A 20,686-nucleotide genomic window follows, 5' to 3' on the forward strand; every position below is an offset into this window, starting at 1 on the left:
ATCCTCGCTTCGCAACTTTATGATGATTCCAGATAGATAGATTCAAGATTTTATCTATAATTTTGAGGCGCTGGACATTTGGCTGCCTCTCCTTCCCACGCTCGCGCCCTTCCTGAAGGGATCCGCGACCGGTCATGCGAGGAGACGAAATGCACGATCACCTGTCGACGAGTCAGAACCAGGAGCGCGCGCCCGGTATCCACGGTTCGAGCACTGACCGCGCCGGCCCCCTGCCCTGGAACCATGCCGAGGCGCGCGCGATCTATGACCTGCCGTTCAACGACCTGCTGTTCCGCGCCCAGAGCGTTCATCGCCGGCATTTCGATCCCAACCGCATCCAGCTCAGCAAGCTGCTCAGCATCAAGACGGGCGGCTGCCCCGAAGATTGCGGCTATTGCAGCCAGTCGGCCCATCATGACAGCGGCCTGAAGGCTTCCAAGCTCCTGGAGGTCCAGCGGGTGATCGAGGAGGCGCGCCAGGCCAAGGCGGGTGGCGCCACGCGCTATTGCATGGGCGCGGCCTGGCGTAGTCCCAAGCAGCGCGACATGGCCATGCTCGTCGCCATGGTCGAAGGCGTGAAATCGCTCGGCATGGAGACCTGCATGACGCTCGGCATGCTGTCGCCCCAGCAGGCCGGCACGCTCGCCGAGGCTGGCCTCGACTATTACAACCACAACATCGATACCTCGGAGCGTTACTACCCCGAGGTGATCACTACCCGCAGCTTCGCCGAGCGGCTGGATACGCTGGCCAATGTGCGCGAGGCCGGCATCAAGGTGTGCTCCGGCGGCATTCTCGGCCTCGGCGAGGCGGTCGATGACCGCATCGACATGCTGGTGACGCTCGCCAACCTGCCCGAGGCGCCGGAAAGCGTGCCGATCAACATGCTCATCCCCGTCCCCGGTACCAGGCTGGCGGACGCCCCGCCGGTCGATGCCATCGAATTCATCCGCATCATCGCGCTCGCCCGTATCGTGATGCCAACCTCGCATGTGCGTCTCACCGCTGGACGCACGGCGATGAGCGACGAGATGCAGGCCCTGTGCTTCTTCGCGGGTGCCAATTCCATCTTCGTCGGCGACACGCTGCTCACCGCCGCCAATCCCGGAGACGACAAGGACAGCAGCCTGATGCGCCGTCTCGGCCTGACGGCCGCGCCCATGGAGGAAGCGCCATGAGCGTCGCATCGCCGGGCGAGCGGCCCCGGCTGGCGCGCTATGCGACAAGGCTCGACCAGTTCGAACGCAAGGGGCGTCGCCGGGTCCTGGCGCCGCTGAGCGGCATCGATTTCAGCTCCAACGACTATCTGGGGCTGGCGTCGTCATCCCGTTTGCGCGAGGCTCTCATCTCGGCCGTCGATCGTGGCGTGCCCACCGGCGCCGGCGGCTCGCGCCTGCTGCGTGGCAACCATCCCGAGCATGAGGCACTGGAGGCCGAATCCGCCACGTTCTTCGCCTCACCGCGCATGCTCTATTTCAATGGCGGCTACACGGCCAATCTCGCCGCGCTCTCCACCTTGCCGCAGCGCGGCGATCTCATCGTCTACGATGCCCTCGTCCATGCCAGCGCCCATGCCGGCATCGCAGCCGGCCGCGCTGCGGCCGTGGCCGTACCGCATAACGACGTTGCCGCCTTCCAACAGGCGATCCGCGCCTGGCGGACGGCCGGCGGCAGAGGCCATCCCTGGATCGTGGTCGAAAGCCTCTACTCCATGGATGGCGATATCGCGCCCCTGGCCGAGCTGATGGGACTGGCCGAGGCGCATGACGGCTTCCTCTATGTCGACGAGGCCCATGCCACCGGGGTGCACGGGCCTAGCGGACGCGGTTTCGCCGCCGCTCTGGAAGGCCGGGACAATGTCGTCGTGCTGCACACCTGCGGCAAGGCGCTGGGCGTCTCGGGCGCGCTCATCGGTGCCAATGCCGTGCTCTGTGACGTCATGGTCAACCATGCCGCGCCCTTCATCTATGCGACTGCGCCCTCTCCCCTCCAGGCTGCATTGGTGCGCGAAGCCCTGCGCGTGCTGGCGGACGAGCCGGAGCGGCGCAGCCGGGAATTGTCGCTGATCGATTTTGCCAACAGACTCGTGGCCGAACGGCTCGGCATCGCGACCAGCGGCTCGCAGATCCTGCCTGTCGTCATCGGCGACACTAAGCGCTGCCTCGCCATCGCCGAGCGGATGCAGGGGGCCGGTTTCGATATCCGGGCCATCCGCCCGCCGACGGTTCCGGCCGGCACGGCGCGCCTGCGTATTTCCATCACGCCCAATGTCGACGAGGAAACCATCACGAAAATGGTCGAACGGCTCGCCATGGTAATGGCGGAGGAGGATCGATGAAACGAAGGTCCCAGGGGCTGCGCCATGATCGGTAAAGCTCATCCGCGCATCGTCGTCACCGGCACCGACACCGGCATCGGCAAGACCGTGTTCTCAGCCGCTCTCGCCCATGCGCTCGATGCCAGCTACTGGAAGCCGGTGCAATCGGGCCTCGACGAGGAGACCGACAGCGAGACGGTGCAGCGCCTGGGCAGGCTCCCATCGAACCGCATCCTGCCCGAAACCTACCGGCTCGCCACGCCGGCTTCGCCGCATCTCTCGGCTGCCATCGACGGTGTGGAACTCCATCCCGATATGCTCAATCCGCCGCCGGTCGCCGACCCTCTCGTCATAGAGGGCGCCGGTGGGCTGCTGGTTCCGCTGACGCGCCGGATCGTGTTCGCCGACGTCTTCGCGCGCTGGCGCTATCCGGCGATCCTCTGTGCCCGCACGGCGCTCGGCACCATCAACCACACGCTGCTGTCGCTCGAAGCCCTGCGCCGCCGGGGCATTCCCATCCTCGGCATCGTCTTCATCGGCGACGAGCAGCCTGACAGTCAGTCCGTCATCGCCGAGATCGGCGATGTCCGGAGCCTGGGTCGGCTGCCAAAACTCGATCCCCTCACCGCCGATGGCCTGCATGCCGGCTTCCGGAAGTGGATCGACCTATCCACTATCAAGAAGGGGCTTGCCTCATGCTGAAATCCCTGCCCTCGCCAGTCTGGCATCCCTTCACCCAGCATCAGCTCGATCCGGTGACGCGCCGGATCGCCCGCACGGAAGGTGCCTTCCTCTATGAGGAGGACGGGCAGGCGGTGCTCGATGCGATCTCCTCCTGGTGGGTGATCACCCATGGCCACCGGCATCCCGCCATCATGCAGGCGATCCGGGAGGCCAGCGAACGCTTCGACCAGATCATCTTTGCCGACTATACGCATGAGCCGGCCGAGACGCTCGCCAGGGGCTTGATCGAACTCGCGCCCTCAGGCCTCGCCCATGTCTTCTATTCCGACAGTGGCTCGACCGCGGTCGAGGTCGCCCTGAAGATGGCGCTCGGCTTCTTCCACAATCGCGGCACGCCCCGTTCCCGCATCGTGGTGATGGAGCACAGCTATCACGGCGACACCATCGGCACGATGTCGGCCGGTGAACGCGGTGTCTTCAATGCGGCCTATGGCCCCTTGCTGTTCTCGGTCGATAGCCTGCCCTTTCCTGCCGCCGGGCAGGAACAGCGCACGCTCGATACCTTCGAACACCTCTGCCGGCAGGGCGACATCGCTGCCCTGTTGATCGAACCTTTGGTGTTGGGTGCCGGAGGCATGCGCATCTACGCGCCCTGGATTCTCACCGAACTGAAGCGGATCGCGGAGACCCATGGCGTCCTCCTGATCGCCGATGAGGTGATGACGGGCTGGGGGCGCACCGGCTCCTTGTTCGCCTGCGAGCAGGCCGGAATCACGCCCGACATAATGTGCCTATCCAAGGGGCTTACCGGCGGTGCCGTGCCGCTTGCGGCAACCCTGTGCACGTCGGAGATCTTCGAGGCGCACCTGTCGGATGACCGCAGCCGCACCTTCTTCCACTCCAGTTCCTATACCGCCAATCCCATTGCCTGCGCGGCCGCCTGCTCCAATCTCGACATCTGGCGTTCGGAGCCGGTTGCCGAACGTATCGCCACCCTGGCGGCCGGACACGGCCGCCGCCTCGACCGGTTCCGCAGCGATCCGCGTTTCGCCGACCTCCGGCAATGCGGCACCATCGCGGTCATGGAGATCGCCGTGCCCTCCGGCGGTTATCTTTCCGATGCGGGGCCGCGGCTGCGCACCTTCTTCAAGGCCCGCAGCCTGCTCATCCGCCCGCTCGGCAATGTGATCTATCTGATGATGCCCTATTGCGTCACGCCGGATGATCTCGACCGCGCCTATGCGACCATCGACGAGGCGGTGGACCTGGTCGCCGGCGCCGGCCGATGACCCGCTGCCGTTCGAGCCGCGTGCTCGGCTTCGGCCATCGCGTCCCGGAACGTCGGGTCGGCAATGCCGAGATCGAGGCGAGCCTCGGCCTCGAGGCCGGCTGGATCGAGCGGCGGACGGGCATCCGCCATCGCCATTGGGCTGGCGCCGGGGACACGCTGAGCGGCCTTGCGGCCGAGGCCGGTGCCGCAGCCCTGGCGGATGCCGGCATTGCGCCCGATGCGGTGGGGCTCGTCCTGCTCGCAACCTCGACGCCCGATCATCTGCTGCCGCCCTCGGCGCCTCTGCTGGCACACCGGCTAGCGTTGCCGAAAGCGGGAGCCGTCGACCTCGCCGGCGCCTGCTCGGGCTTCCTCTACGCCCTCACTTTGGCGGACGGCTTCGTGCGCACCCAGGAAAAGGCCGTGCTGGTGGTTGCCGCCAACATCCTCAGCCGCCGCATCAATCCTCATGAGCGCGCCAGCGCCGTGGTGTTCTCCGATGCGGCAGGAGCCCTCTTGCTCGGCCCCTCGCGCGACGAGGAGACCGGCCTCCTCGGTGTCGACCTTGCCTCCGATGGCAGCCAATACGACCTGATTTCCATCCCGGCTGGCGGCAGCAACCGCCCCTTCGCGCCCGATATCGCCGCCCAGGATTTCCTGATGACCATGCGCGGCGGCAAGGCGGTGTTCTCGCAGGCCGTGCGTATGATGAGCGGCTGCGCCGAACGGGCGATGGCCCGCGCGGAGCTGACGGCCGCGGACATCGATCGTTTCGTGCCCCATCAGGCCAATGCGCGCATCTTCGATGCGGTCTCGGCCGAACTCGGGCTCGATGCAGCAAAAACCGTGCGTAGCATCAAGGATTACGGCAATTCCTCGGCGGCCACGATAGCGCTGTCGTTGTCGCTCGCCAGTCAAGCCGAGCCGTTCAGGCCGGGCGAAAAGCTGCTGCTTTCCGCGGCCGGCGCCGGCATGACCGGGGGCGCCGTGGTGCTGGGCATGGGGTGATGACGGCTGCGAAAGCTTCAGTTTTGAGGAACAGCGAAGACCTCGATACCGAAATCCAGGCCAAGCTCGACCAATTTAGCCAATGTCCGCAGCGGAATTTCGTCGCCGAAATAACCATCGCCAAGAAACTCGACGATGATCCATGTCTTGCCGCCGCTTTCCCTAAGGCTAAGCAGAAGGGCTTTGTGGGGAAGAAGGCGATCGATCAGGTCATCGACACGACTGGCAAACCATTGCTTTTCGACATGATGTCGCTCGCTATAGCGCCAACTCGTGTTCGGATAGAGGCTCCGCAGACGCTCGCCCTTGGGGGAGGTACGAGGATCTCCGGCTCTATGCTGAAATTTTGGTTCAAGGCCGATCGCTGCCGTAATTTCCGCTGGATCGATACTTGGATGTTTGATGAAAAGTTGGAGCTCGAATCGTCTTTGTGACTTTCCCTCAGATCCCGCGCCGCCCAGTTTCCTTCTACCGAACGGCACGACATTTGACATTGCAGATCCCTTCGAGCCTCAGCTCTTGCCGATCTGGCGCGGAACCTGCACGAAGTCCTCGAGGTTGAGGCCCTTTTCCGCGAGCAGGGCTTCCAGCACAGGCTGCAGGCGCCCCAGGCTCTCCTGGACGGCATCGCGCACGGTATCGACAACCACCTGGGTGTCGCGCTCGATCTCGATATTGAGGCGGTCGCCGGCGCGCTTGTCCTCGAACACTGTCATGCGGCGGGTTTCGGGGATGAGCCAGACTTCGAACCAGCCTTCCTTCTTGTCGACCTCAGACACGGTCAGGCTGGCGCCGTTGATGGCGATGTAGCCCTTGGCGAAGACGTAGCGCGCGAAATCCGGCGGGATGGCGATGCGGATGACCTTGTTGCCTTCCGAAGTGCCGACGGAGTCGATGGCGGTGGAGAAATCGACATGGCCCGAAATCGGATGGCCGCCGATCTCGGCGCCATCCTTGGCGGCCCGCTCGACATTCACGCGATCGCCGGCGACATAGTCGGCCAGGGTGGTGATCTTCAGGCTCTGCAGCATGACGTCGAAGGTCGCCGTCTGCGCCGAGACCAACTCGGTTACGGTCAGGCAGACGCCGTCCACCGAGACGCTCGCGCCGATGGCGAGACCTTCGCTGAAGCCCTCGGGAAAGCGCAGCGTGAAGGTGCGCAGGCCGTCATGGTCCTTGACGGCGTCGATATTGGCGACGCCCTGAATGATGCCTGTGAACAAAGGAGAAGTCCTGTCAATGAAGCCGGAGGCCGAGTGATGTATTGCCGCCCGGCGGGCGGCTTTTCGTCATTGCGAGCGCGGCGAAGCAATCCAGAAGCCGCAAACCACAGAGCCGGATTGCTTCGCTGCGTTCGCAACGATGAGCTTAAATCATAGATAGGCATGGTTGGGAAAGTCGCCAAGCGGCGGCGCCTTGTGAAGATGTCTCCCATTCCGTCAGCGTATCGCCAGCTGGCTTGCCGGATCGAAGAAATGCAGGCTGTCGACCTGGATCCGGATTTTGACGGTATCGCCGGCCTTGCGCCTCGCGCTGACGGGCGCGCTGATGCGCATGCGGGTGGAGATTACAGCCGGGGCGCCTTCGTCCAATTCGTCCAGCCCTGCCCGCTTCTGCTGGGCATTCGCTGCGGGATCGACAAGGTCGACATGGACAAGCAGGCTCGCGCCCAGATCCTCCTGAAAGGCGACGCGGGCGGAAAGCGCTTCGGCGTCGCCTTCGGTGAGGAACAGGTTCTCGGGGCGAATGCCGACGATCACCTCGCGGTCGCCCTGGACCCCGAGGGCGGGTCTTTCCTCCACGAAAGCGGCCGGCAATGGCAGGACGAGGCCCGGCAGGGCGACTTCCATCCCCTGCCCGCCCCGGCGCAACCGGCCGGGCAGCAAATTGATCGGCGGCGCGCCGATGAAGGTGGCGACGAACAGGTTGACCGGGCGGTCGTAGAGCTCGCGGGGCGGCGCCAATTGCTGCAGCACGCCGCCATTCATCACGGCCACGCGATCGCCCATGGTCATCGCCTCGACCTGGTCATGCGTCACATAGACCGTGGTCACTCCGCTCGCCCGCTGCAGGCGGGCGATCTCGGCACGCATCTGGCCGCGCAGGCGGGCATCGAGGTTGGACAGCGGTTCGTCCATCAGGAAGGCAGCAGGCTCACGCACGATCGCCCGCCCCATGGCGACGCGCTGGCGCTGGCCGCCGGACAGTTGCCCGGGACGGCGGGTGAGCAGCTTGTCCAGCTCGAGCATCTCGGCGGCAGCCTTGACCTTCTCCGCGATCACCTCGCGTTTCTCGCCGCGCACCTTGAGGGCAAAGCCGACATTGTCGGCGACGGAAAGATGCGGATAGAGCGCATAGCTCTGGAAGATCATCGCCACATTGCGTTCGCGCGGCGACAGGTCGTTGGCAACCTCCGCGCCGATCGAGAGCGTGCCGCCGGTAATGGTCTCCAAGCCCGCGATCATGCGCAGGGCCGTGGACTTGCCGCAGCCGGAGGGTCCGACCAGCACCAGGAACTCGCCATCGGCGATGTCGAGATCGAGTTTGTTCACGGCCAGGTGCCCATCGGCATAGGCTTTGCTGACCTTTGAAAAGCTGATCGCGGCCATGATGGAACCTTTAATGGGCCGACTTGGTCAGGCCCTGCACGAAATAGCGATTGAGCAGGATCATCATCAAGACGATGGGAAGGGTGGAGAAGTGCGCCAGCGCGCCGAGCGTGCCCCAGGAAATGTCCTTGGTGCCATAGGCCGAGAGCAGCGCCACCGAGATCGGCTTGCTGTCGGCCCGCGTCAGGAACATCGAATAGAGGAAGTCGTTCCAGGAGAACATGATGCAGAAGATAGCGCTGGCGATAATGCCGGGCACCACGGACGGCAGGGCCGTGAACAGGAAGGTGTTCCAGTCATTGCTGCCGTCGGTCAGAGCCGCCTCCTCGATCGACACCGGCGAGGCGCGGAAATAGGAGAACATCATCCACACCACGAAGGCGCTGTTCAGGGCTGTGTTGAGCAGGATCACCGCCCACCAGGTGCCGAGCAGGCCGATGTCGCGCATCATCAGATAGAAGGGGATCAGCGTCGCGACCGGCGGCACGGTGCGGATGGCCAGGAAGAAATAGGCCAGCCACACGGCTTTCGGATTCTTGGATCGGGCCAGGGCGTAGCCGGCGGGAACGCCGAGAAGCAGCGACAGCAGCGTCGAGCCGATCGAGATGATCAGGCTCGATTTCACCAGGGACCACAGGTCGAAAAGCCGGAAGACGTTTTCGAAATTCGCGAAGGTCGGCTCGAAGAAGAGCTGCGGCGGCGTGGTGAAGATGTCCCTCGCCGGCTTGTAGGCCGTCGAAAACAGCCACAGGATTGGAAAAAGAGCGATGACGAGGATGACGATCAGGGCTGCGCGCCGTGCCCACAATCCCCTGTCGGCGGCGGTTCTAAGCATTGCGGTTCCTCGCCGGCCTGACCACGAAGATGAACAGCGCCGCCATCATGCCGATGCAGATGGTGATCAGATTGCTGACGGCCGATGCCCGGCCGATATTGAAGAACTCCAGCCCCTGCTTGACGCCGTGGATCATCAACGTAGTGGTGGCATCGCCGGGCCCGCCGCTGGTGCTGACATAGATGATGTCGAAAACGCGGAAGGCATCCATCATCCTCAGCACCAGGGCCAGGAAGGCGGCCGGCAATAGGAGCGGCAGGATGATCAGGGCGAAGCGTTGCGCGCTGGTGGCGCCGTCGACCTGTGCCGCCTCGAGAATATCAGTCGGCAGGGACTTCAGCCCAGCCAGCAGGATCAGCGCCATCAGCGGCGTCCATTCCCAGACATCGACGGCGATCAGGGTCGGCAAGGCGAGCAGTGGATCGGCGAGCAGGCCTCGTGGCCCTGAAATGCCGGCTTCGGCCAGGAAATAGCCGAGCACGCCATAGTCGGCATTGAGCATGGCCTTGAAGATCAGCCCGACGACCAGGGGCGTCACCGTCGCAGGGATCAGCAACAGGCCGAGGGCGATGCGATTGAACAAGTCGTCGCGCCAGAGCAGCAAGGCGATGCCGAGGCCGAAGACGAACTCGATGGAGACGGCGCCGATGGTGAAGATGAAGGTGTTGATCAGCGCCTGGCGGGCGGTCTTGTCGCTCCACAGGGCGACGTAATTGTCGAGCCCGACGAAATGGCGGCCCGCCGGGCGGACCAGGCTGTATTCCTCGAAGGAGTAGAAAATCCCCTGAGCCATCGGCCAGACGGCGATTGCCAGCACATAGAGTATGGCGGGAGCCGCCAGCAGGATCAGGAAGAGCTGGCGCTTGCGCGCATAGGACAGGCGTCGGGGCCGCGCCTTGGCCGCGACGGCGCTTCCGGCGAGGCGCGATGAGTGACTTTCCAAGTTCGAACTCTCCGGAATCGGCGGCGAATGGATAGGCCGGCATGGTCGCGCAGCCACAAGGGCCGCGCAACTATGCTTGCATCGGGCCAGCAGAAGGTTTTCCTGGGACCGCAGACGTCCTCGCCTGCTCTTTGCGCCGCGGCGCTCGCAGGATGGGAAGATGCAGGCGAGGTCTCCTGCGATCCCAGAACTCCTGCGATCCCAGAACTCCTGCGATCCCAGGACGCCTCGCCTCTCTCAGAACAGCTTTTCAGCCTGGGCCTGCGCCTCGTCCAGCGCCGCCTTCGGATCGGCATTGCCGACCAGCACGCCATTGACGGCCGAGCCGATCAGGTCCTGCAATTCCGGATATTGCGGAATGCGTGGCCGGAAATCGACATTGCCATGTTCGAAGGAGGTGGCGAGCACGGGAAGGAAGGGGAACTTCGCCAGAAGGTCCTTGTCCGTCATCTCGCTCTTGCGCAGATAGCTGCCGGCGCCGCGCAGATTGAACTCCTTGTGCACCGCCGGACTGGTGATCCATTTGATGAAGGCCCAGGCCGCCTCCTGCTTGCGCTTGTCGATATCGGCGTTGATGCCGAGCCCCCAGCCGCCGATGCCGTATTCCGGTTGCTTGCCGGCGCGGGCCGGGGTCAGCATGATGCCGACCTTGCCGACGACCTTGGAAATTTCCGGATTGTCGTAGCCGGCGGCGCCGATCGACCAGGTCTGCATGTTGGCGGCCATGCCCTGGCGGAAGCTCTCCTCGCGCGCGCCCCAGTCATAGTCGGCCGCACCGGGAGGAGCTGCCTTGTCGAACAGCTTCTTGTAGTCGACCACGCTTTGGACGTTCGCCGCCGAATTGAGCGTCGGCTTGCCATCAGCACCGAGGATCGAACCGCCGAGCTGGAAATTATATTGCATCCAGTCCTGCGCCACCGCCGGCCCCTTCTGGCCATTGGCCACGAAACCATAGGTCTTCTTGGCCGGGTCGGTCAGCTTGATGGCATCGGCGATGTAGTCTTCCATGGTCGCGGGCGGCTTCAGGCCGGCGGCCTCGTAGAGGTCCTTGCGATAGGCCAGGACATTGGCATAGCCCGCGAAGGGAAAGGCGACCTGCTTGCCCTTGTAGCCGCCCAGTCCCTGCATCAGGCTGGGATAGATGTCGTCCACCTTGATCTCGGCGGCATCGCGCTTGATCCAGTCGGTCAGGTCGACGGTGTAGCCGGCTTCCGCGAACTGTCCCGACCAGACGATATCGGTGGTGGCGATGTCGTAGCCCTTGGTATGGCCGACATAGTCGGCCGTGATCTTGGTCAAGAGTTCGGGATAGCTCAGGATCTCGACATTGACCTTGGCGCCGGTCGCCTTCTCGAAATCCGGCGCCATCGCGGCCAGGATCACCGCGAACTGGTCGTTCTGCGATGCCAGGCTGAGCGTGACGCCGTCGAAACGCTCCTGGGCCTGCGCCGCTCCCGCAAACACCAGGAATCCTGCCAGCATGAGTGAGCGGCATTTTGCCGTCATGTTCATCGTGGGTCCCCTCCGTTACACCCTCGCAACCGGGAGGCTATCATTGCATTTTTTACGCGCAATCAGAATGTGAGAAATTCGAGCACACTCAAACATTTTTTTGCAACTTAACAAAAGGCAAGCCCTGTATCCTCGCAATATCGAACAAATTATTACATAATTTTGTTTGGTTTGTTGCGGGTGGCCCTTTTCTGCCCCGCACGGACGGAGTAGTTTCACCACTGTGGCCGGAAGGAACGAAGAGCTTCGCCGCGCCAGCAAACCAGGACCGGATGGGGAGGGTTCGATGTCGGCACCACGAGAAGCGGGCAGCAAGGGCGATGCGCTCGCGCGCTCCATCGGCTGGTCACAGCAATGGAGTGCCGAATTCCCCTATATGCTCGCCAATCACCTGCCGATGATCCTGGTCGCCATGCAGCGCATGGGCGCTGACGACCGGAGGCTGGAAGAGTTCTGCGAAATCTACCGTGTCCAGAACGGCCTCGTTCCCGTGCCGGAGCCCAAGGGGGCGATCAGCCGCGAGAACTGGCGCGACTTTCTCGGTGACCGCGAACGGGAAGGCGATTACCGCACCTTCTTTCAGGCGGAAGTCGGGCGGCTCGGCGCCACGCCGACCGCCAGGCTCTATCTGCCGCTCCTGTTCGACGGCTTTGCCGCCAGCGCCATGCATGCCTTCATGCGCATGGCCTATGCGACCTGGACGGACAATGACGAGGAAACCGCCATTGCGCTCGCCTATTGGGCGGCGACCTATCTCGATCTCGGTACAGGCCAAGGCGCGTCAGCTTCGACAGACGATCCGCTCGGCGTGCTGGCCTATATGTACGGGCCTTCCTCCTTCCGCCATATCGTCACCGAATGCGACCTGCTCTGGCACAATATGCGCGCGGTCGCGGCCAAGCCGGAATTCGCGCCCGTCCATGACATGCTGGCCATCGGCCCCGATACCATGGACCGTTTCGCCCGCCTGTCGCTGGCGCTCTTTGCCGCGACGGGAGACTTTTCCCTCCTGCATGCCCTCACCGGCACCCATTGGCTGCGCATGATGGCGCCGCGTTCGCCCGATCCGGCCGTGCCGATGCGGCGCTTCTGGCAGGCCATCGCCTCGCTCATTCCCAAGATCGGCTTTCCCGACATTCCGGCGGCCGAGCAGGTGGAAGAATGGCGCCGACAGAAAGTGCCGGATTGGCCGGAGATCTTTGCCGAGGCCGTCAGGCATGACGACGAGCACGATCTCAGCCTCACCTTCTCGGCTTCCGAGGAATTCAAGCTTTATCGCGATCCGCTCTACAAATATGTTGCTGCCAAACGTCTCGGACTCATCTGATGCTGCTTGCCAATGCTACCCTGCCCGACGGACGCCGGGCGGATGTCCATATCGTCGACGGCCTGATTGCCTCGATCACCGCGCCCGGGCTTCCGGCCGCCGATCTGGATCGGCGCGATCTTGCCGGCGCTCTGCTGCTTCCGGCCTTCATCGATGGCCATATCCACCTCGACAAGACCCATATGGGCGCGCCGCTGGTGCCGCATGTGCCGGGGGAAAGCGTGCGCGAGCGCATCGCCGCCGAGCGTGTCGCCCGCCATGCCGTGCCCCTGCCCGTCGAAGCGCGTGCCACCAACCTCCTCCGTCGCCTCGTCGCCAACGGTACCACTCGGGTGCGCAGCCATGTCGATATCGACAATGACGTGAAGCTCGCCAATCTGGAGGCCCTGCTCGCCGTTCGGGAACGCTGGAGGCCTTGGGTCGACATCGAGATCGTCGCCTTTCCCCAGAGCGGCGTCGTGAGCGAGCCCGGCGCCCCCGATCTGCTCGATGCTGCCCTCGCCGCAGGTGCGGACCTGATCGGTGGCCTCGATCCCGAGGGCTTCGACCATGATGTCCCGGGCCAGCTCGACATCGTCTTCGCCCTCGCCGAGAAACACGGCAAGGGTATCGACATCCATCTGCATGATGGCGGCGAAACCGGTGGCGCCGAGTTGCGCGATATCGCCAGCCGCACCGAAGCCCTCGGCCTGCAGGGGCGCGTGGTGGTGAGCCACGCTTTTTCCCTTGGTGACCAGTCTCCCGAGAGCTTCGCCAGAACGGCAGACGCCCTGGCCCGAGCCGGCGTGGCGATCATGACATCGAGCCCGGCCGCCGTGCCGGTGCCGCCGGTAAAGGCGCTGCGCCGCCATGGTGTCACCCTCTTCGCCGCGTCCGACAATATTCGCGACTGCTGGTCGCCCTTCGGCAATGGCGACATGCTCGATCGTGCCGCCATCGTCGCTTCCAGGCAGGAATTCTACGCCAATGACGATTTGCGCCTGGCACTCGACCTTGCTACCGTTGAACCGGCTAGGGCGCTCGGCATCACTGGCTATGGCCTGGTGCCCGGCGCGCCGGCCGATCTCGTCGTCATCGACACGCCGAGTGCCGAGGAAGCCGTGATCAATCGCCCGCCCCGCAAGCTCGTGCTGCGAGGCGGCGTGGTGGCTGCCGAAAATGGCGTCGTCGCCGAGGCACTGCCCGCTTGAGTTCGCATCGGGCCGCCTTCTTTCCGTCCAGGGAATCGGGCCAGAGTGACAAGAGCCGGCTTGCCGGCGCCTGATGGAACCTGGACGATACCGTCAATGGAATCAGCGCTGAACCTGCCCGCCGACTGGCGCCGCGATCTGGCAGGCTATGGTTGGAAGGCCCAGTCGATCGGAGCCTCCGGTGCAGGCGTCTTTCGCCTCGAAGCGCCGGACAGACCGGATCTGTTCGCCAAGACCGAGGAACTGTCACCGCTCGCTGAATTGCCGGATGAAGGACCGCGCCTGGACTGGCTGGGCGCCCGCGGCATCCCATGCCCGAAACGCCTGGCGGAGACCCGGCATGACGGCCGACACTGGCTGCTGATGAGTGCCATTTCAGGCACGATCCTGTCGTCCCAGGCCGGTCTTGCCCCGGAACGGGTGGTCGACATCGCCGCCGACGCCCTGCGGCATCTGCATGCTCTCGACAGGACCGGTTGTCTGTTCGACCACAGCGCCGACAGCCGCATCGCCTTGGCCGAAGCGCGGCTCAAGGCTGGCCTCGTCGACGAGGGGGATTTCGATGAGGAGCGCGCCGGCCAGACCGCAGCCGATGTCTTCGCCGAACTGTCGCCCCTGCGACCGCGCCAGGAAGACCTTGTCGTCACGCATGGCGATGCGACGCTGGAGAACCTGCTGGCGGACAAGGAGGTCTTTTCCGGCTTCATCGATTGTGCCCGGGCTGGGCTCGCCGATCGCCACCAGGACCTGGCGCTCGCGACGCGCAGCATCGGCGATCACTTCGGGCCAACCCAGGTCGAGCGTTTTCTCGCCCGCTACGGCATCGTGCCGGATCCGGAGCGCATGGCCTTCTATCTTCTGCTGGACGAGTTCTTCTGAACCGCGGCGGTGTACGCAGGGCGCTGCCGCCTCATTTCCTCGACTGCGGATAGATCGTCTCGCCGCGCTTGAGCATGGCGACGAAGGCCACGATCTTCTTCTTCCGCCCTGCCTCGCTCTTGGTGTTGTGCATGCGAAAGGCCAATGCGAAGCGGTTCTGTGCGCTGAGCATTGCCAGCATCTGCAGCGCCTCCGGCTCGGCCTCGATCGCAGCCTGGAGATCGTGTGGAATCTTCAGGTCCTTGCCGCTCTCATAGGCCCGATCCCAGCGGCCGTCCGCCTTGGCCGCCTCCACCTGCTTCAACCCGTGTTCGGTCATGCGCCCTTCGGCGACCAGCCGGGCAACATTGTCGACATTGATGCGGCTCCAGATACTCTTGCGCCCGCGCGGCGTGTAGCGTTGCAGGAAGCTGCGCTCATCGAAGCCCTTGCGCACCGCATCGATCCAGCCCCAGCAGAGCACGACGTCGATCGCCTGCTTGGGCGTGATCGAGGCGAGGCCCGAACCCACCTTGTGGATCTTGATCCAGACTTCGCTTTGGCTGTCGTGATGGTCGCGGAGCCAGGTGTAGAAGCTCTCGGCATCGGCGAATTCACGAACCTTGGCGGGATCGACGATAACGGGCGGCATCAGGGTTCCTTGGGTTAATGCAGCAGCGGCTTGGGTTCGCTCAGGGGCCAGCGCCTGATGATCCGGTATTCCGTCTTGCCCAACCTGCTATGAACCAGGCAAAAACCTTCGATCTGAAGGGGGATTGGGTCGATCCGCTGTTCCGATATCGGCCTCTCGCCATAGGACAAGGTCAGATGGGGCGTGAAATTCGGTAAGGCACGTATGCCGAACTTGGTCATGGCTGCGCCCAATGTCTCATGGAGCTCTAACAGGCCCGCTCCCTCGCCGAGCAGGACAAGGGGATAGCGTAGCGCCCTGCCCGGCTTCGGGAACGCACCAAAACTCTTGATGGCATGCAGTGTTATCTCGAAAGCAGGCAATTGCAGGAGATCGCCGGCCAGTTCCGCCGCATAGGTACGCGGTGACCTGAGGCGCTTGAAGTCGCCAACATGGTGGAGTGAGACGTGGAAGCGGTCCGGCCGCAACATGCTGCCGCCGAGATGGTTCGCCTTGAGAAAATCCTGCCTGAACCGTTCGATCCGAAACGCATCCTCCGCGCCGGGAAACACCGCGAAGAACAGTCTTTCGCTTCGTAGCGGCCCGCGCGGAAGCTCGCCATAGAAGTCAAACGCCAACTGCATGATGACCTCGCGTTCTCGACCGGTACTGCCCGTAACTAGAACAAAAAGAGAACTAAGGTCAACCGCATTGTATTCGGTCGTCAGGCGGCTAATGGCCGTCACCCTGGCGCTACGCGGCCTTTTTCCTCACCGCGGCGGCATTTTCTCGAATTTCGGCAAATCTGGATCGAGGTGGTCCCAGGCATGCCCCTCGCTGGTATAGGTCACCGCCTGCGGCTTGTAGCGGCCCGGCTCGTCGAGACTCGTGGCACGGACGGCGAAAAATTGCGGCATGGACGAGAAGGTCAGATAAACAGGCGATCCGCAGGTGGGACAGAAATAGCGGGTCTTCCTGACGCCGCTGTCGGCGACCATCTCCCAGGGCCGCCCTTCCCCCGTTAGAGCCACATTCTGCCGCGGGAAGGTCAGGTGGGACTGATGCCCCGTGCCGCTTTCGCGCTGGCAGTCGCGGCACTGGCAATCATTGCTGAACACCGGCTCGGCAGTGATCTCGTAGCGGATCGCACCGCAGGCGCATCCGCCGGTATAGGCCTTGCTCATCTCGTCCTCCTCGCCTCAGTCCTTGCTGCTGGCCACGACGGTGCCGAGGTTGCGCAGGACCTTCTTCCAACCCTCGCCCATATTCCTGAAAGCCGTCTCGTTCCTGGGCATCACGAAGCCGGCATGGACGAGGCGAACCCGCGTCCCGCCCTTGGCGCCCTCCAGCGTCCAGGTCACCACCGTGTCGAGACGCGATCCATAGCCCGCATTGCTCTCGTCCCCACCCTGCCAGGCATAGGCGAGGCGCTCGTTTGGCTTCACGTCCAGCACCCTGCAATGGATGACACCGTCCCAGGCACCGGCGGGCGTGGTGCGAAAGGTGAAATGCTGTCCTTCCACAGCAGCGAAATCGGCAGGCGCCATCATCCAGCGGGCGATGAGATCGCCCGAGGTCAGCGCTTTCCAGATGATCTCCGGAGCATGTGGGAAGATCTCGTCGACCACGATTGCCTGCGTGTCCGGCTTCAAGGCTGAATCATTCACGGATCGATCTCCTTCAAGAGAGTTCTGAGATTGGCGAAGCGCTGGCGCCAGAACAGGCTGTAATGGCTCATCCAGTCGGCCAGCGGCTCGAGGCCGCCGGGTTCGGCCCGGTAATAGACCTTCCGCCCTTCCGGACGTTCGGCGACGAGACCCGCCTGTTTCAACGCCTTGAGGTGCTGGGAAACCGCCCCCTGCGTGACGCCGCTTCCCTGCGTCAGTTCGGCCACGGTGATCTCGTCGCATCCGACGATCCGCTCGAACACGGCGCGCCTCGTGGGGTCCGCGAGGGCGCGCATGACGGTATCGATGGCGGCTGTCTCTGTCATGAAAATCAATTAGCAAATGCTAATTGATTAGTCAATGCTAATGTTTCTGAACTTATAGGAAGCGGCATGCCGAGGTCGTGGGATGCGGCCTGCCCCTTCAACGGCCCGGAGCGTCGCCCCACATACAGGCAACATCGAGAAGACAGGCGCTCGTCGCGTTCCCGCCCAAAGCCCGGGGCGAAACCCGGTCAGCCCGCTTGCGCCAAAGCTACGGCATCCGCCCCAGCAGGGAAACGGAGCCGGCCGGAGGTGTCGTGGACAGCGGCCCACACAGCCTGGGCAACGTCGCTCTCCCGCGTTGTCATGGCCGGCTTCGCGAAGGCCTCGAGAATTGGCCGCGCAAACTCGGCATAGTCCCCGGGGAGCAAATCTTCGACCGGCACGATGGCATTGGTGCCGAACCGGGTGGTCGGAGCATAGCCGGGCTCGACGAGCTTGACCTGCACCCCGAAATGACCGAGCTCATGAGCGAGCGAGCCCGAGAACCCTTCGACTGCCTGCTTGGACGCGGTGTAGGCGGCAGCGAGCGGAAACTCGCCGAGCGTTACGCTCGATGTCACGTTGACGATGGTACCCGCACGACGTGCACGCATTTGCGGGATGAGTGCCCGGCACATGGCCATGACACCGATCGTGTTGGTCTCGATGAGCTGGCGGATCAGCGACATCGGCATGGCTTCGAATGCGCCCACACCACCCACGCCGGCATTGTTCACGAGCACATCGATCGGGCCCGCAGCGTCCACCAGCGCAGCGATGCTTTGTTCATCGGTGACATCCAGCGGCAATACGCGCAGCCGCCCGGATTGAGCGCCAAGAATGGTCGGGTCGGGGCGTCTCATCGCAGCGACGACATGCCAGCCATTCTGCAGGAAATGCTCGGCAGTGGCCTTGCCGTAGCCCGAGGAGGTGCCGGTGATGAGGATCGTCTTGTCCATAGTGCCTGTCTCCTTGCGTTTGATGCCCCAAGATAGACAAGCCGATTTGGACGATATATAATCCAATATCCAAAAATATTTATGAATCGTCCAGAATGGATCCGCTCAGCGACATCATAAGCCTGCTCCGGCCGACTGCCGCCATCTCCAAGCCGATCACTGCGCGCGGCCGCTGGGGCGTGAGCTATCGGGCTCATGACGCGCCCGGGTTCACAATCCTATTGGAAGGGCAGGCCTGGTTGAGATTCGATGGCGAAGAGCCGCTCCGGCTTGCACAGGGCGATTTCGTACTCCTTCCGACGACGCCTGCATTCTCCCTGTCCAGCGAACCGGATATCGCCTGCATTCCGGTGGAGCCGCGAAACGAAGCGATCCGGCATGGCGAACCGGAAGGCGCACCCGACCTTGTTGCCCTGGGCGGCACCTTCGCATTCGAACGGGTGAATGCACCGCTCCTGCTGGCACTGTTGCCCGGCCTCATTCACATCCCGGCTTCGGAGGGACGGACGACACGGCTCGGCCGTCTCATCGACCTGCTCGCCGAGGAATGTGCGACCGATTATCCGGGCAAGGAGCTGATTGTCCGTCGCATGCTCGAAGCGCTGCTGGTCGAGGCCCTTCGCTGGCGCAGCATCGGCAATCGGGCGATGCCTCCAGGTCTCCTCAGCGGCATGCGGGACCCAGCTCTCGCCCGAGTGCTGCAAGCGATCCATGCCGACGTTCGTGCGAGTTGGACCGTTGCCGATCTCGCCAGGATGGCCGGCATGTCACGGTCGGGTTTCGCCGCGCGGTTCGGGGAGGTCTTGGGATGTGCGCCAATCGAATATTTGGCACGTTGGCGCATGGCGATCGCAAAGGACGCGCTCATGCGTGGTGTAAAGTCCCTGGATCGGATCGCCGATGAAATTGGCTATGAATCCGCCAGCGCCTTCAGCACTGCTTTTCGCAAACGCCTCGGTTGCCCGCCGGGTAAGTTCGCACGTGAAGTCGCCTGACTGAACGACACCGGTTTCAAAACGGTCCGCCCCTTCCGCTCGCAGGACAGGGACAGGTCCGTGAGCAGTGAAGTCTTCACGGTGCTTAGCGTGTGACGACCTCGTCAATGACCGCGATCGCGTCGACTTCTATGAGGTAACCCGGAGACATGATCGCCACCCCGACCACCACATTCGCCGGTTTGTGATCTCCGAACAACGAAATCTGCGCTTGTTCGATGATCGGAACGTGTTCGTCGCGGTTATAATCGACAATGTAGATGGTGATCTTGCAGACGTGCCCGGGTCGCGCACCGGCGGCACGGAGTGCCCGGCCGAGATTGGCGAAGGCCAGGCGCGCCTGCGCCGCAAAATCGCCATGCCCGACCAGCTTGCCGTGGATATCCTCGGGCTGCTGGCCTGAGATGAAGACCAGCCTGGATCCTGTCGCAACGACAACCTGGGTGTACATCTCGGGAACCGGCAGATCATCCGGGTTGATGAGTTCGAGCGCCATTGGACAATCTCCTGCTTGGCTCGACTGAAATCGGCAGTGGTGATCACCGCGCCGCTGGCGCATGGGCCGATGGCAAAGCGTCGCCGAAATCGGGTCTGATGTCGAACGCCTTGCGCAAACCTCGCCGGCGAGCCCTCGCGTCAGTCGCGCGATGGGGACAGACCGGCGAGAAGCGAAGAATATGCAGCAAGCCTGCTGGAGACGAACTCCGTGAAGAGCCGCACGCGCTTGGTCTTGCGCGTCTCCCCCTGGGTGAGAAGCCAGAGCGTTCCGTACATGTGCAAGTCGGTACCCGGCACCCTCGCCAGCATGGGGTCTGCATCTCCGACGAAGCACGGCAGCGTCGTCATCCCGAGCCCCTGCCGCACCGCGGCGATCTGCGCCCCGGCATCCGTGACCCTGAACGGAACCTCGGCGGCGTGCACATTCCCCTTGCGGACCCAGTCCGGGATGCCATGCATGCTGATGACGATCCAGCGGATGGGATCAGGCGCGCCCGCACGCCACGCGGCTAGTCGATCGCGGGACATGTAGATGGCTCCGAAGACATCCGGCCCCTTCAGGCCGTGAAGATTGAGCGGCAGGGTTTTGCGGTCATAGACGACGCGGATCGCGAGGTCGGCCTCCCGGTTGGTCAGATTTGCCAGCTCGCCGGACGACAAGATTTCCATCTCGATGTCCGGATACAGGCACGCGAAATCCGAGAAATCCGGCATGAGCAGGTGTGTCGCAAGCGTCGGCGCCAACGTCACCCGCAGAAGCCCGCGCACGCTTTGGTCGCGGCCAAAGACGCGCGTCTCCAACTGGTGCGACGACGCTTCCATCTGACCAGCGAGTTCGAGGACCTCCTCCCCTGCAACCGTCAGGCGGTAACCTGAAGGCAGCTTCTCGAACATCTGAGCCCCGAGCCGTTCCTCCAGTTGGGCGACGCGTCGCAGCACGGTCGAGTGGTTCACCCCGAGATGCTCGGCGGCAGCCCGCACCGAGCCTTTGCGCGCAACGGCAAGAAAATAGCGAATGTCGTCCCAGTCGATCATGGTGCAATTCAGCACCACCGGGGTGCGCCTTCCAAAGCCGTGC

General features: G+C 63.6%; 23 protein-coding genes. 9 read left to right on the plus strand and 14 right to left on the minus strand.

Annotated features, from left to right (window positions below; genetic code table 11):
• Positions 1-149 precede the first annotated feature (149 nt).
• The 5 genes from bioB to ACTJKX_RS06270 are packed head-to-tail and all read left to right on the plus strand — an operon-like array spanning position 150 to position 5,279.
• Positions 150-1,178 carry a biotin synthase BioB gene (bioB, locus tag ACTJKX_RS06250; RefSeq protein ID WP_440724710.1) on the plus strand — a complete coding sequence of 343 codons (1,029 nt, stop codon included), beginning with the start codon at positions 150-152 and terminating at the stop codon, positions 1,176-1,178.
• The gene (locus ACTJKX_RS06255) at positions 1,175-2,338 is read left to right on the plus strand and encodes an 8-amino-7-oxononanoate synthase (RefSeq protein WP_440724711.1); all 1,164 of its coding nucleotides are present in this window, start codon (positions 1,175-1,177) and stop codon (positions 2,336-2,338) included. The genes bioB and ACTJKX_RS06255 overlap by 4 nt, the downstream gene beginning before the upstream one ends.
• Positions 2,339-2,362: 24 nt before the next feature.
• The gene (gene bioD, locus ACTJKX_RS06260) at positions 2,363-3,019 is read left to right on the plus strand and encodes a dethiobiotin synthase (RefSeq protein ID WP_394309120.1); all 657 of its coding nucleotides are present in this window, start codon (positions 2,363-2,365) and stop codon (positions 3,017-3,019) included.
• Positions 3,013-4,290: an adenosylmethionine--8-amino-7-oxononanoate transaminase gene (locus ACTJKX_RS06265; protein ID WP_440724712.1), complete on the plus strand. Its 1,278-nt coding sequence runs from the start codon at positions 3,013-3,015 to the stop codon at positions 4,288-4,290. The genes bioD and ACTJKX_RS06265 overlap by 7 nt, the downstream gene beginning before the upstream one ends.
• Positions 4,287-5,279, plus strand: coding sequence for a beta-ketoacyl-ACP synthase III (locus ACTJKX_RS06270; RefSeq protein WP_440724713.1), 993 nt, complete (start codon positions 4,287-4,289; stop codon positions 5,277-5,279). Before ACTJKX_RS06265 ends, ACTJKX_RS06270 begins: the two co-directional genes overlap by 4 nt.
• 17 nt (positions 5,280-5,296) lie before the next feature.
• Here the strand turns inward: ACTJKX_RS06270 and ACTJKX_RS06275 are convergent, their stop codons facing one another.
• The 6 genes from ACTJKX_RS06275 to ACTJKX_RS06300 all read right to left on the minus strand — a co-directional run bounded on the left by ACTJKX_RS06275 (position 5,297) and on the right by ACTJKX_RS06300 (position 11,178).
• Entirely contained in the window at positions 5,297-5,773 is a 477-nt protein-coding gene (locus ACTJKX_RS06275) for a DUF4279 domain-containing protein (protein ID WP_440724714.1), read from the minus strand.
• A gap of 18 nt (positions 5,774-5,791) precedes the next feature.
• Positions 5,792-6,502, minus strand: a complete 711-nt coding sequence (locus ACTJKX_RS06280; RefSeq protein ID WP_311938278.1) for a riboflavin synthase subunit alpha — start codon at positions 6,500-6,502, stop codon at positions 5,792-5,794.
• Between the two features lie 216 nt (positions 6,503-6,718).
• Positions 6,719-7,888 carry an ABC transporter ATP-binding protein gene (locus tag ACTJKX_RS06285; RefSeq protein WP_440724715.1) on the minus strand — a complete coding sequence of 390 codons (1,170 nt, stop codon included), beginning with the start codon at positions 7,886-7,888 and terminating at the stop codon, positions 6,719-6,721.
• 10 nt (positions 7,889-7,898) lie between these two features.
• On the minus strand, positions 7,899-8,723 hold the full coding sequence (locus tag ACTJKX_RS06290; RefSeq protein ID WP_149255099.1) for a carbohydrate ABC transporter permease: 825 nt from the start codon (positions 8,721-8,723) through the stop codon (positions 7,899-7,901).
• A complete protein-coding gene (locus ACTJKX_RS06295) occupies positions 8,716-9,603 on the minus strand; it encodes a carbohydrate ABC transporter permease (RefSeq protein WP_394309459.1) in 888 nt (295 codons plus the stop codon). The genes ACTJKX_RS06290 and ACTJKX_RS06295 overlap by 8 nt, the downstream gene beginning before the upstream one ends.
• 300 nt (positions 9,604-9,903) lie before the next feature.
• Positions 9,904-11,178, minus strand: a complete 1,275-nt coding sequence (locus ACTJKX_RS06300; protein ID WP_440724716.1) for an ABC transporter substrate-binding protein — start codon at positions 11,176-11,178, stop codon at positions 9,904-9,906.
• A 286-nt stretch (positions 11,179-11,464) separates the two neighbouring features.
• On the opposite strand from ACTJKX_RS06300, the gene ACTJKX_RS06305 reads away from it, so the two are divergent.
• The 3 genes from ACTJKX_RS06305 (at position 11,465) to ACTJKX_RS06315 (ending at position 14,574) form a co-directional block, all read left to right on the plus strand.
• Positions 11,465-12,505, plus strand: coding sequence for a questin oxidase family protein (locus tag ACTJKX_RS06305; protein WP_440724717.1), 1,041 nt, complete (start codon positions 11,465-11,467; stop codon positions 12,503-12,505).
• On the plus strand, positions 12,505-13,695 hold the full coding sequence (locus tag ACTJKX_RS06310) for an amidohydrolase family protein (RefSeq protein WP_440724718.1): 1,191 nt from the start codon (positions 12,505-12,507) through the stop codon (positions 13,693-13,695). The genes ACTJKX_RS06305 and ACTJKX_RS06310 overlap by 1 nt, the downstream gene beginning before the upstream one ends.
• A 96-nt stretch (positions 13,696-13,791) precedes the next feature.
• On the plus strand, positions 13,792-14,574 hold the full coding sequence (locus tag ACTJKX_RS06315) for an APH(3') family aminoglycoside O-phosphotransferase (protein ID WP_440724719.1): 783 nt from the start codon (positions 13,792-13,794) through the stop codon (positions 14,572-14,574).
• A gap of 31 nt (positions 14,575-14,605) precedes the next feature.
• On the opposite strand, the gene ACTJKX_RS06320 is transcribed toward ACTJKX_RS06315, so the two are convergent.
• The 6 genes from ACTJKX_RS06320 to ACTJKX_RS06345 all read right to left on the minus strand — a co-directional run bounded on the left by ACTJKX_RS06320 (position 14,606) and on the right by ACTJKX_RS06345 (position 18,115).
• Positions 14,606-15,205, minus strand: a complete 600-nt coding sequence (locus ACTJKX_RS06320) for a YdeI/OmpD-associated family protein (RefSeq protein ID WP_440724720.1) — start codon at positions 15,203-15,205, stop codon at positions 14,606-14,608.
• Between the two features lie 14 nt (positions 15,206-15,219).
• Positions 15,220-15,930 carry a 2'-5' RNA ligase family protein gene (locus ACTJKX_RS06325; protein WP_440724721.1) on the minus strand — a complete coding sequence of 237 codons (711 nt, stop codon included), beginning with the start codon at positions 15,928-15,930 and terminating at the stop codon, positions 15,220-15,222.
• A 24-nt stretch (positions 15,931-15,954) separates the two neighbouring features.
• Positions 15,955-16,368 (minus strand): GFA family protein, encoded by a 414-nt coding sequence (locus ACTJKX_RS06330; RefSeq protein WP_440724722.1) that lies wholly within the window; start codon positions 16,366-16,368, stop codon positions 15,955-15,957.
• A 15-nt stretch (positions 16,369-16,383) separates the two neighbouring features.
• A complete protein-coding gene (locus ACTJKX_RS06335; RefSeq protein WP_440724723.1) occupies positions 16,384-16,851 on the minus strand; it encodes an SRPBCC family protein in 468 nt (155 codons plus the stop codon).
• A complete protein-coding gene (locus ACTJKX_RS06340) occupies positions 16,848-17,177 on the minus strand; it encodes an ArsR/SmtB family transcription factor (RefSeq protein ID WP_149255089.1) in 330 nt (109 codons plus the stop codon). The genes ACTJKX_RS06335 and ACTJKX_RS06340 overlap by 4 nt, the downstream gene beginning before the upstream one ends.
• Positions 17,178-17,365: 188 nt before the next feature.
• Entirely contained in the window at positions 17,366-18,115 is a 750-nt protein-coding gene (locus ACTJKX_RS06345) for an SDR family oxidoreductase (RefSeq protein ID WP_440724724.1), read from the minus strand.
• A gap of 95 nt (positions 18,116-18,210) precedes the next feature.
• On the opposite strand from ACTJKX_RS06345, the gene ACTJKX_RS06350 reads away from it, so the two are divergent.
• Positions 18,211-19,110 (plus strand): AraC family transcriptional regulator, encoded by a 900-nt coding sequence (locus ACTJKX_RS06350; RefSeq protein ID WP_440724725.1) that lies wholly within the window; start codon positions 18,211-18,213, stop codon positions 19,108-19,110.
• Positions 19,111-19,195: 85 nt separating this feature from the next.
• Here the strand turns inward: ACTJKX_RS06350 and ACTJKX_RS06355 are convergent, their stop codons facing one another.
• Positions 19,196-19,606, minus strand: a complete 411-nt coding sequence (locus ACTJKX_RS06355; RefSeq protein WP_440724726.1) for a RidA family protein — start codon at positions 19,604-19,606, stop codon at positions 19,196-19,198.
• A gap of 140 nt (positions 19,607-19,746) precedes the next feature.
• The gene (locus ACTJKX_RS06360; RefSeq protein WP_440724727.1) at positions 19,747-20,643 is read right to left on the minus strand and encodes a LysR family transcriptional regulator; all 897 of its coding nucleotides are present in this window, start codon (positions 20,641-20,643) and stop codon (positions 19,747-19,749) included.
• Positions 20,644-20,686 lie beyond the last annotated feature (43 nt).

Origin of the sequence: Labrys sp. 22185, assembly GCF_052045555.1 — a bacterium.
Lineage (GTDB): Bacteria > Pseudomonadota > Alphaproteobacteria > Rhizobiales > Labraceae > Labrys > Labrys neptuniae.

Excerpts from the sequence above, each read along its gene's own strand:
- ACTJKX_RS06290 (WP_149255099.1), bottom strand. The coding sequence starts at position 8,723 with ATGCTTAGAACCGCCGCCGACAGGGGATTGTGGGCACGGCGCGCAGCC.
- ACTJKX_RS06265 (WP_440724712.1), top strand. The coding sequence starts at position 3,013 with ATGCTGAAATCCCTGCCCTCGCCAGTCTGGCATCCCTTCACCCAGCAT.
- ACTJKX_RS06330 (WP_440724722.1), bottom strand. The coding sequence starts at position 16,368 with ATGAGCAAGGCCTATACCGGCGGATGCGCCTGCGGTGCGATCCGCTAC.
- ACTJKX_RS06305 (WP_440724717.1), top strand. The coding sequence starts at position 11,465 with ATGTCGGCACCACGAGAAGCGGGCAGCAAGGGCGATGCGCTCGCGCGC.
- ACTJKX_RS06355 (WP_440724726.1), bottom strand. The coding sequence starts at position 19,606 with ATGGCGCTCGAACTCATCAACCCGGATGATCTGCCGGTTCCCGAGATG.
- ACTJKX_RS06340 (WP_149255089.1), bottom strand. The coding sequence starts at position 17,177 with ATGACAGAGACAGCCGCCATCGATACCGTCATGCGCGCCCTCGCGGAC.
- bioB (WP_440724710.1), top strand. The coding sequence starts at position 150 with ATGCACGATCACCTGTCGACGAGTCAGAACCAGGAGCGCGCGCCCGGT.
- ACTJKX_RS06310 (WP_440724718.1), top strand. The coding sequence starts at position 12,505 with ATGCTGCTTGCCAATGCTACCCTGCCCGACGGACGCCGGGCGGATGTC.
- ACTJKX_RS06350 (WP_440724725.1), top strand. The coding sequence starts at position 18,211 with ATGGATCCGCTCAGCGACATCATAAGCCTGCTCCGGCCGACTGCCGCC.
- ACTJKX_RS06285 (WP_440724715.1), bottom strand. The coding sequence starts at position 7,888 with ATGGCCGCGATCAGCTTTTCAAAGGTCAGCAAAGCCTATGCCGATGGG.
- ACTJKX_RS06315 (WP_440724719.1), top strand. The coding sequence starts at position 13,792 with ATGGAATCAGCGCTGAACCTGCCCGCCGACTGGCGCCGCGATCTGGCA.
- ACTJKX_RS06360 (WP_440724727.1), bottom strand. The coding sequence starts at position 20,643 with ATGATCGACTGGGACGACATTCGCTATTTTCTTGCCGTTGCGCGCAAA.
- ACTJKX_RS06345 (WP_440724724.1), bottom strand. The coding sequence starts at position 18,115 with ATGGACAAGACGATCCTCATCACCGGCACCTCCTCGGGCTACGGCAAG.
- bioD (WP_394309120.1), top strand. The coding sequence starts at position 2,363 with ATGATCGGTAAAGCTCATCCGCGCATCGTCGTCACCGGCACCGACACC.
- ACTJKX_RS06300 (WP_440724716.1), bottom strand. The coding sequence starts at position 11,178 with ATGAACATGACGGCAAAATGCCGCTCACTCATGCTGGCAGGATTCCTG.
- ACTJKX_RS06255 (WP_440724711.1), top strand. The coding sequence starts at position 1,175 with ATGAGCGTCGCATCGCCGGGCGAGCGGCCCCGGCTGGCGCGCTATGCG.
- ACTJKX_RS06320 (WP_440724720.1), bottom strand. The coding sequence starts at position 15,205 with ATGCCGCCCGTTATCGTCGATCCCGCCAAGGTTCGTGAATTCGCCGAT.
- ACTJKX_RS06270 (WP_440724713.1), top strand. The coding sequence starts at position 4,287 with ATGACCCGCTGCCGTTCGAGCCGCGTGCTCGGCTTCGGCCATCGCGTC.
- ACTJKX_RS06275 (WP_440724714.1), bottom strand. The coding sequence starts at position 5,773 with ATGTCAAATGTCGTGCCGTTCGGTAGAAGGAAACTGGGCGGCGCGGGA.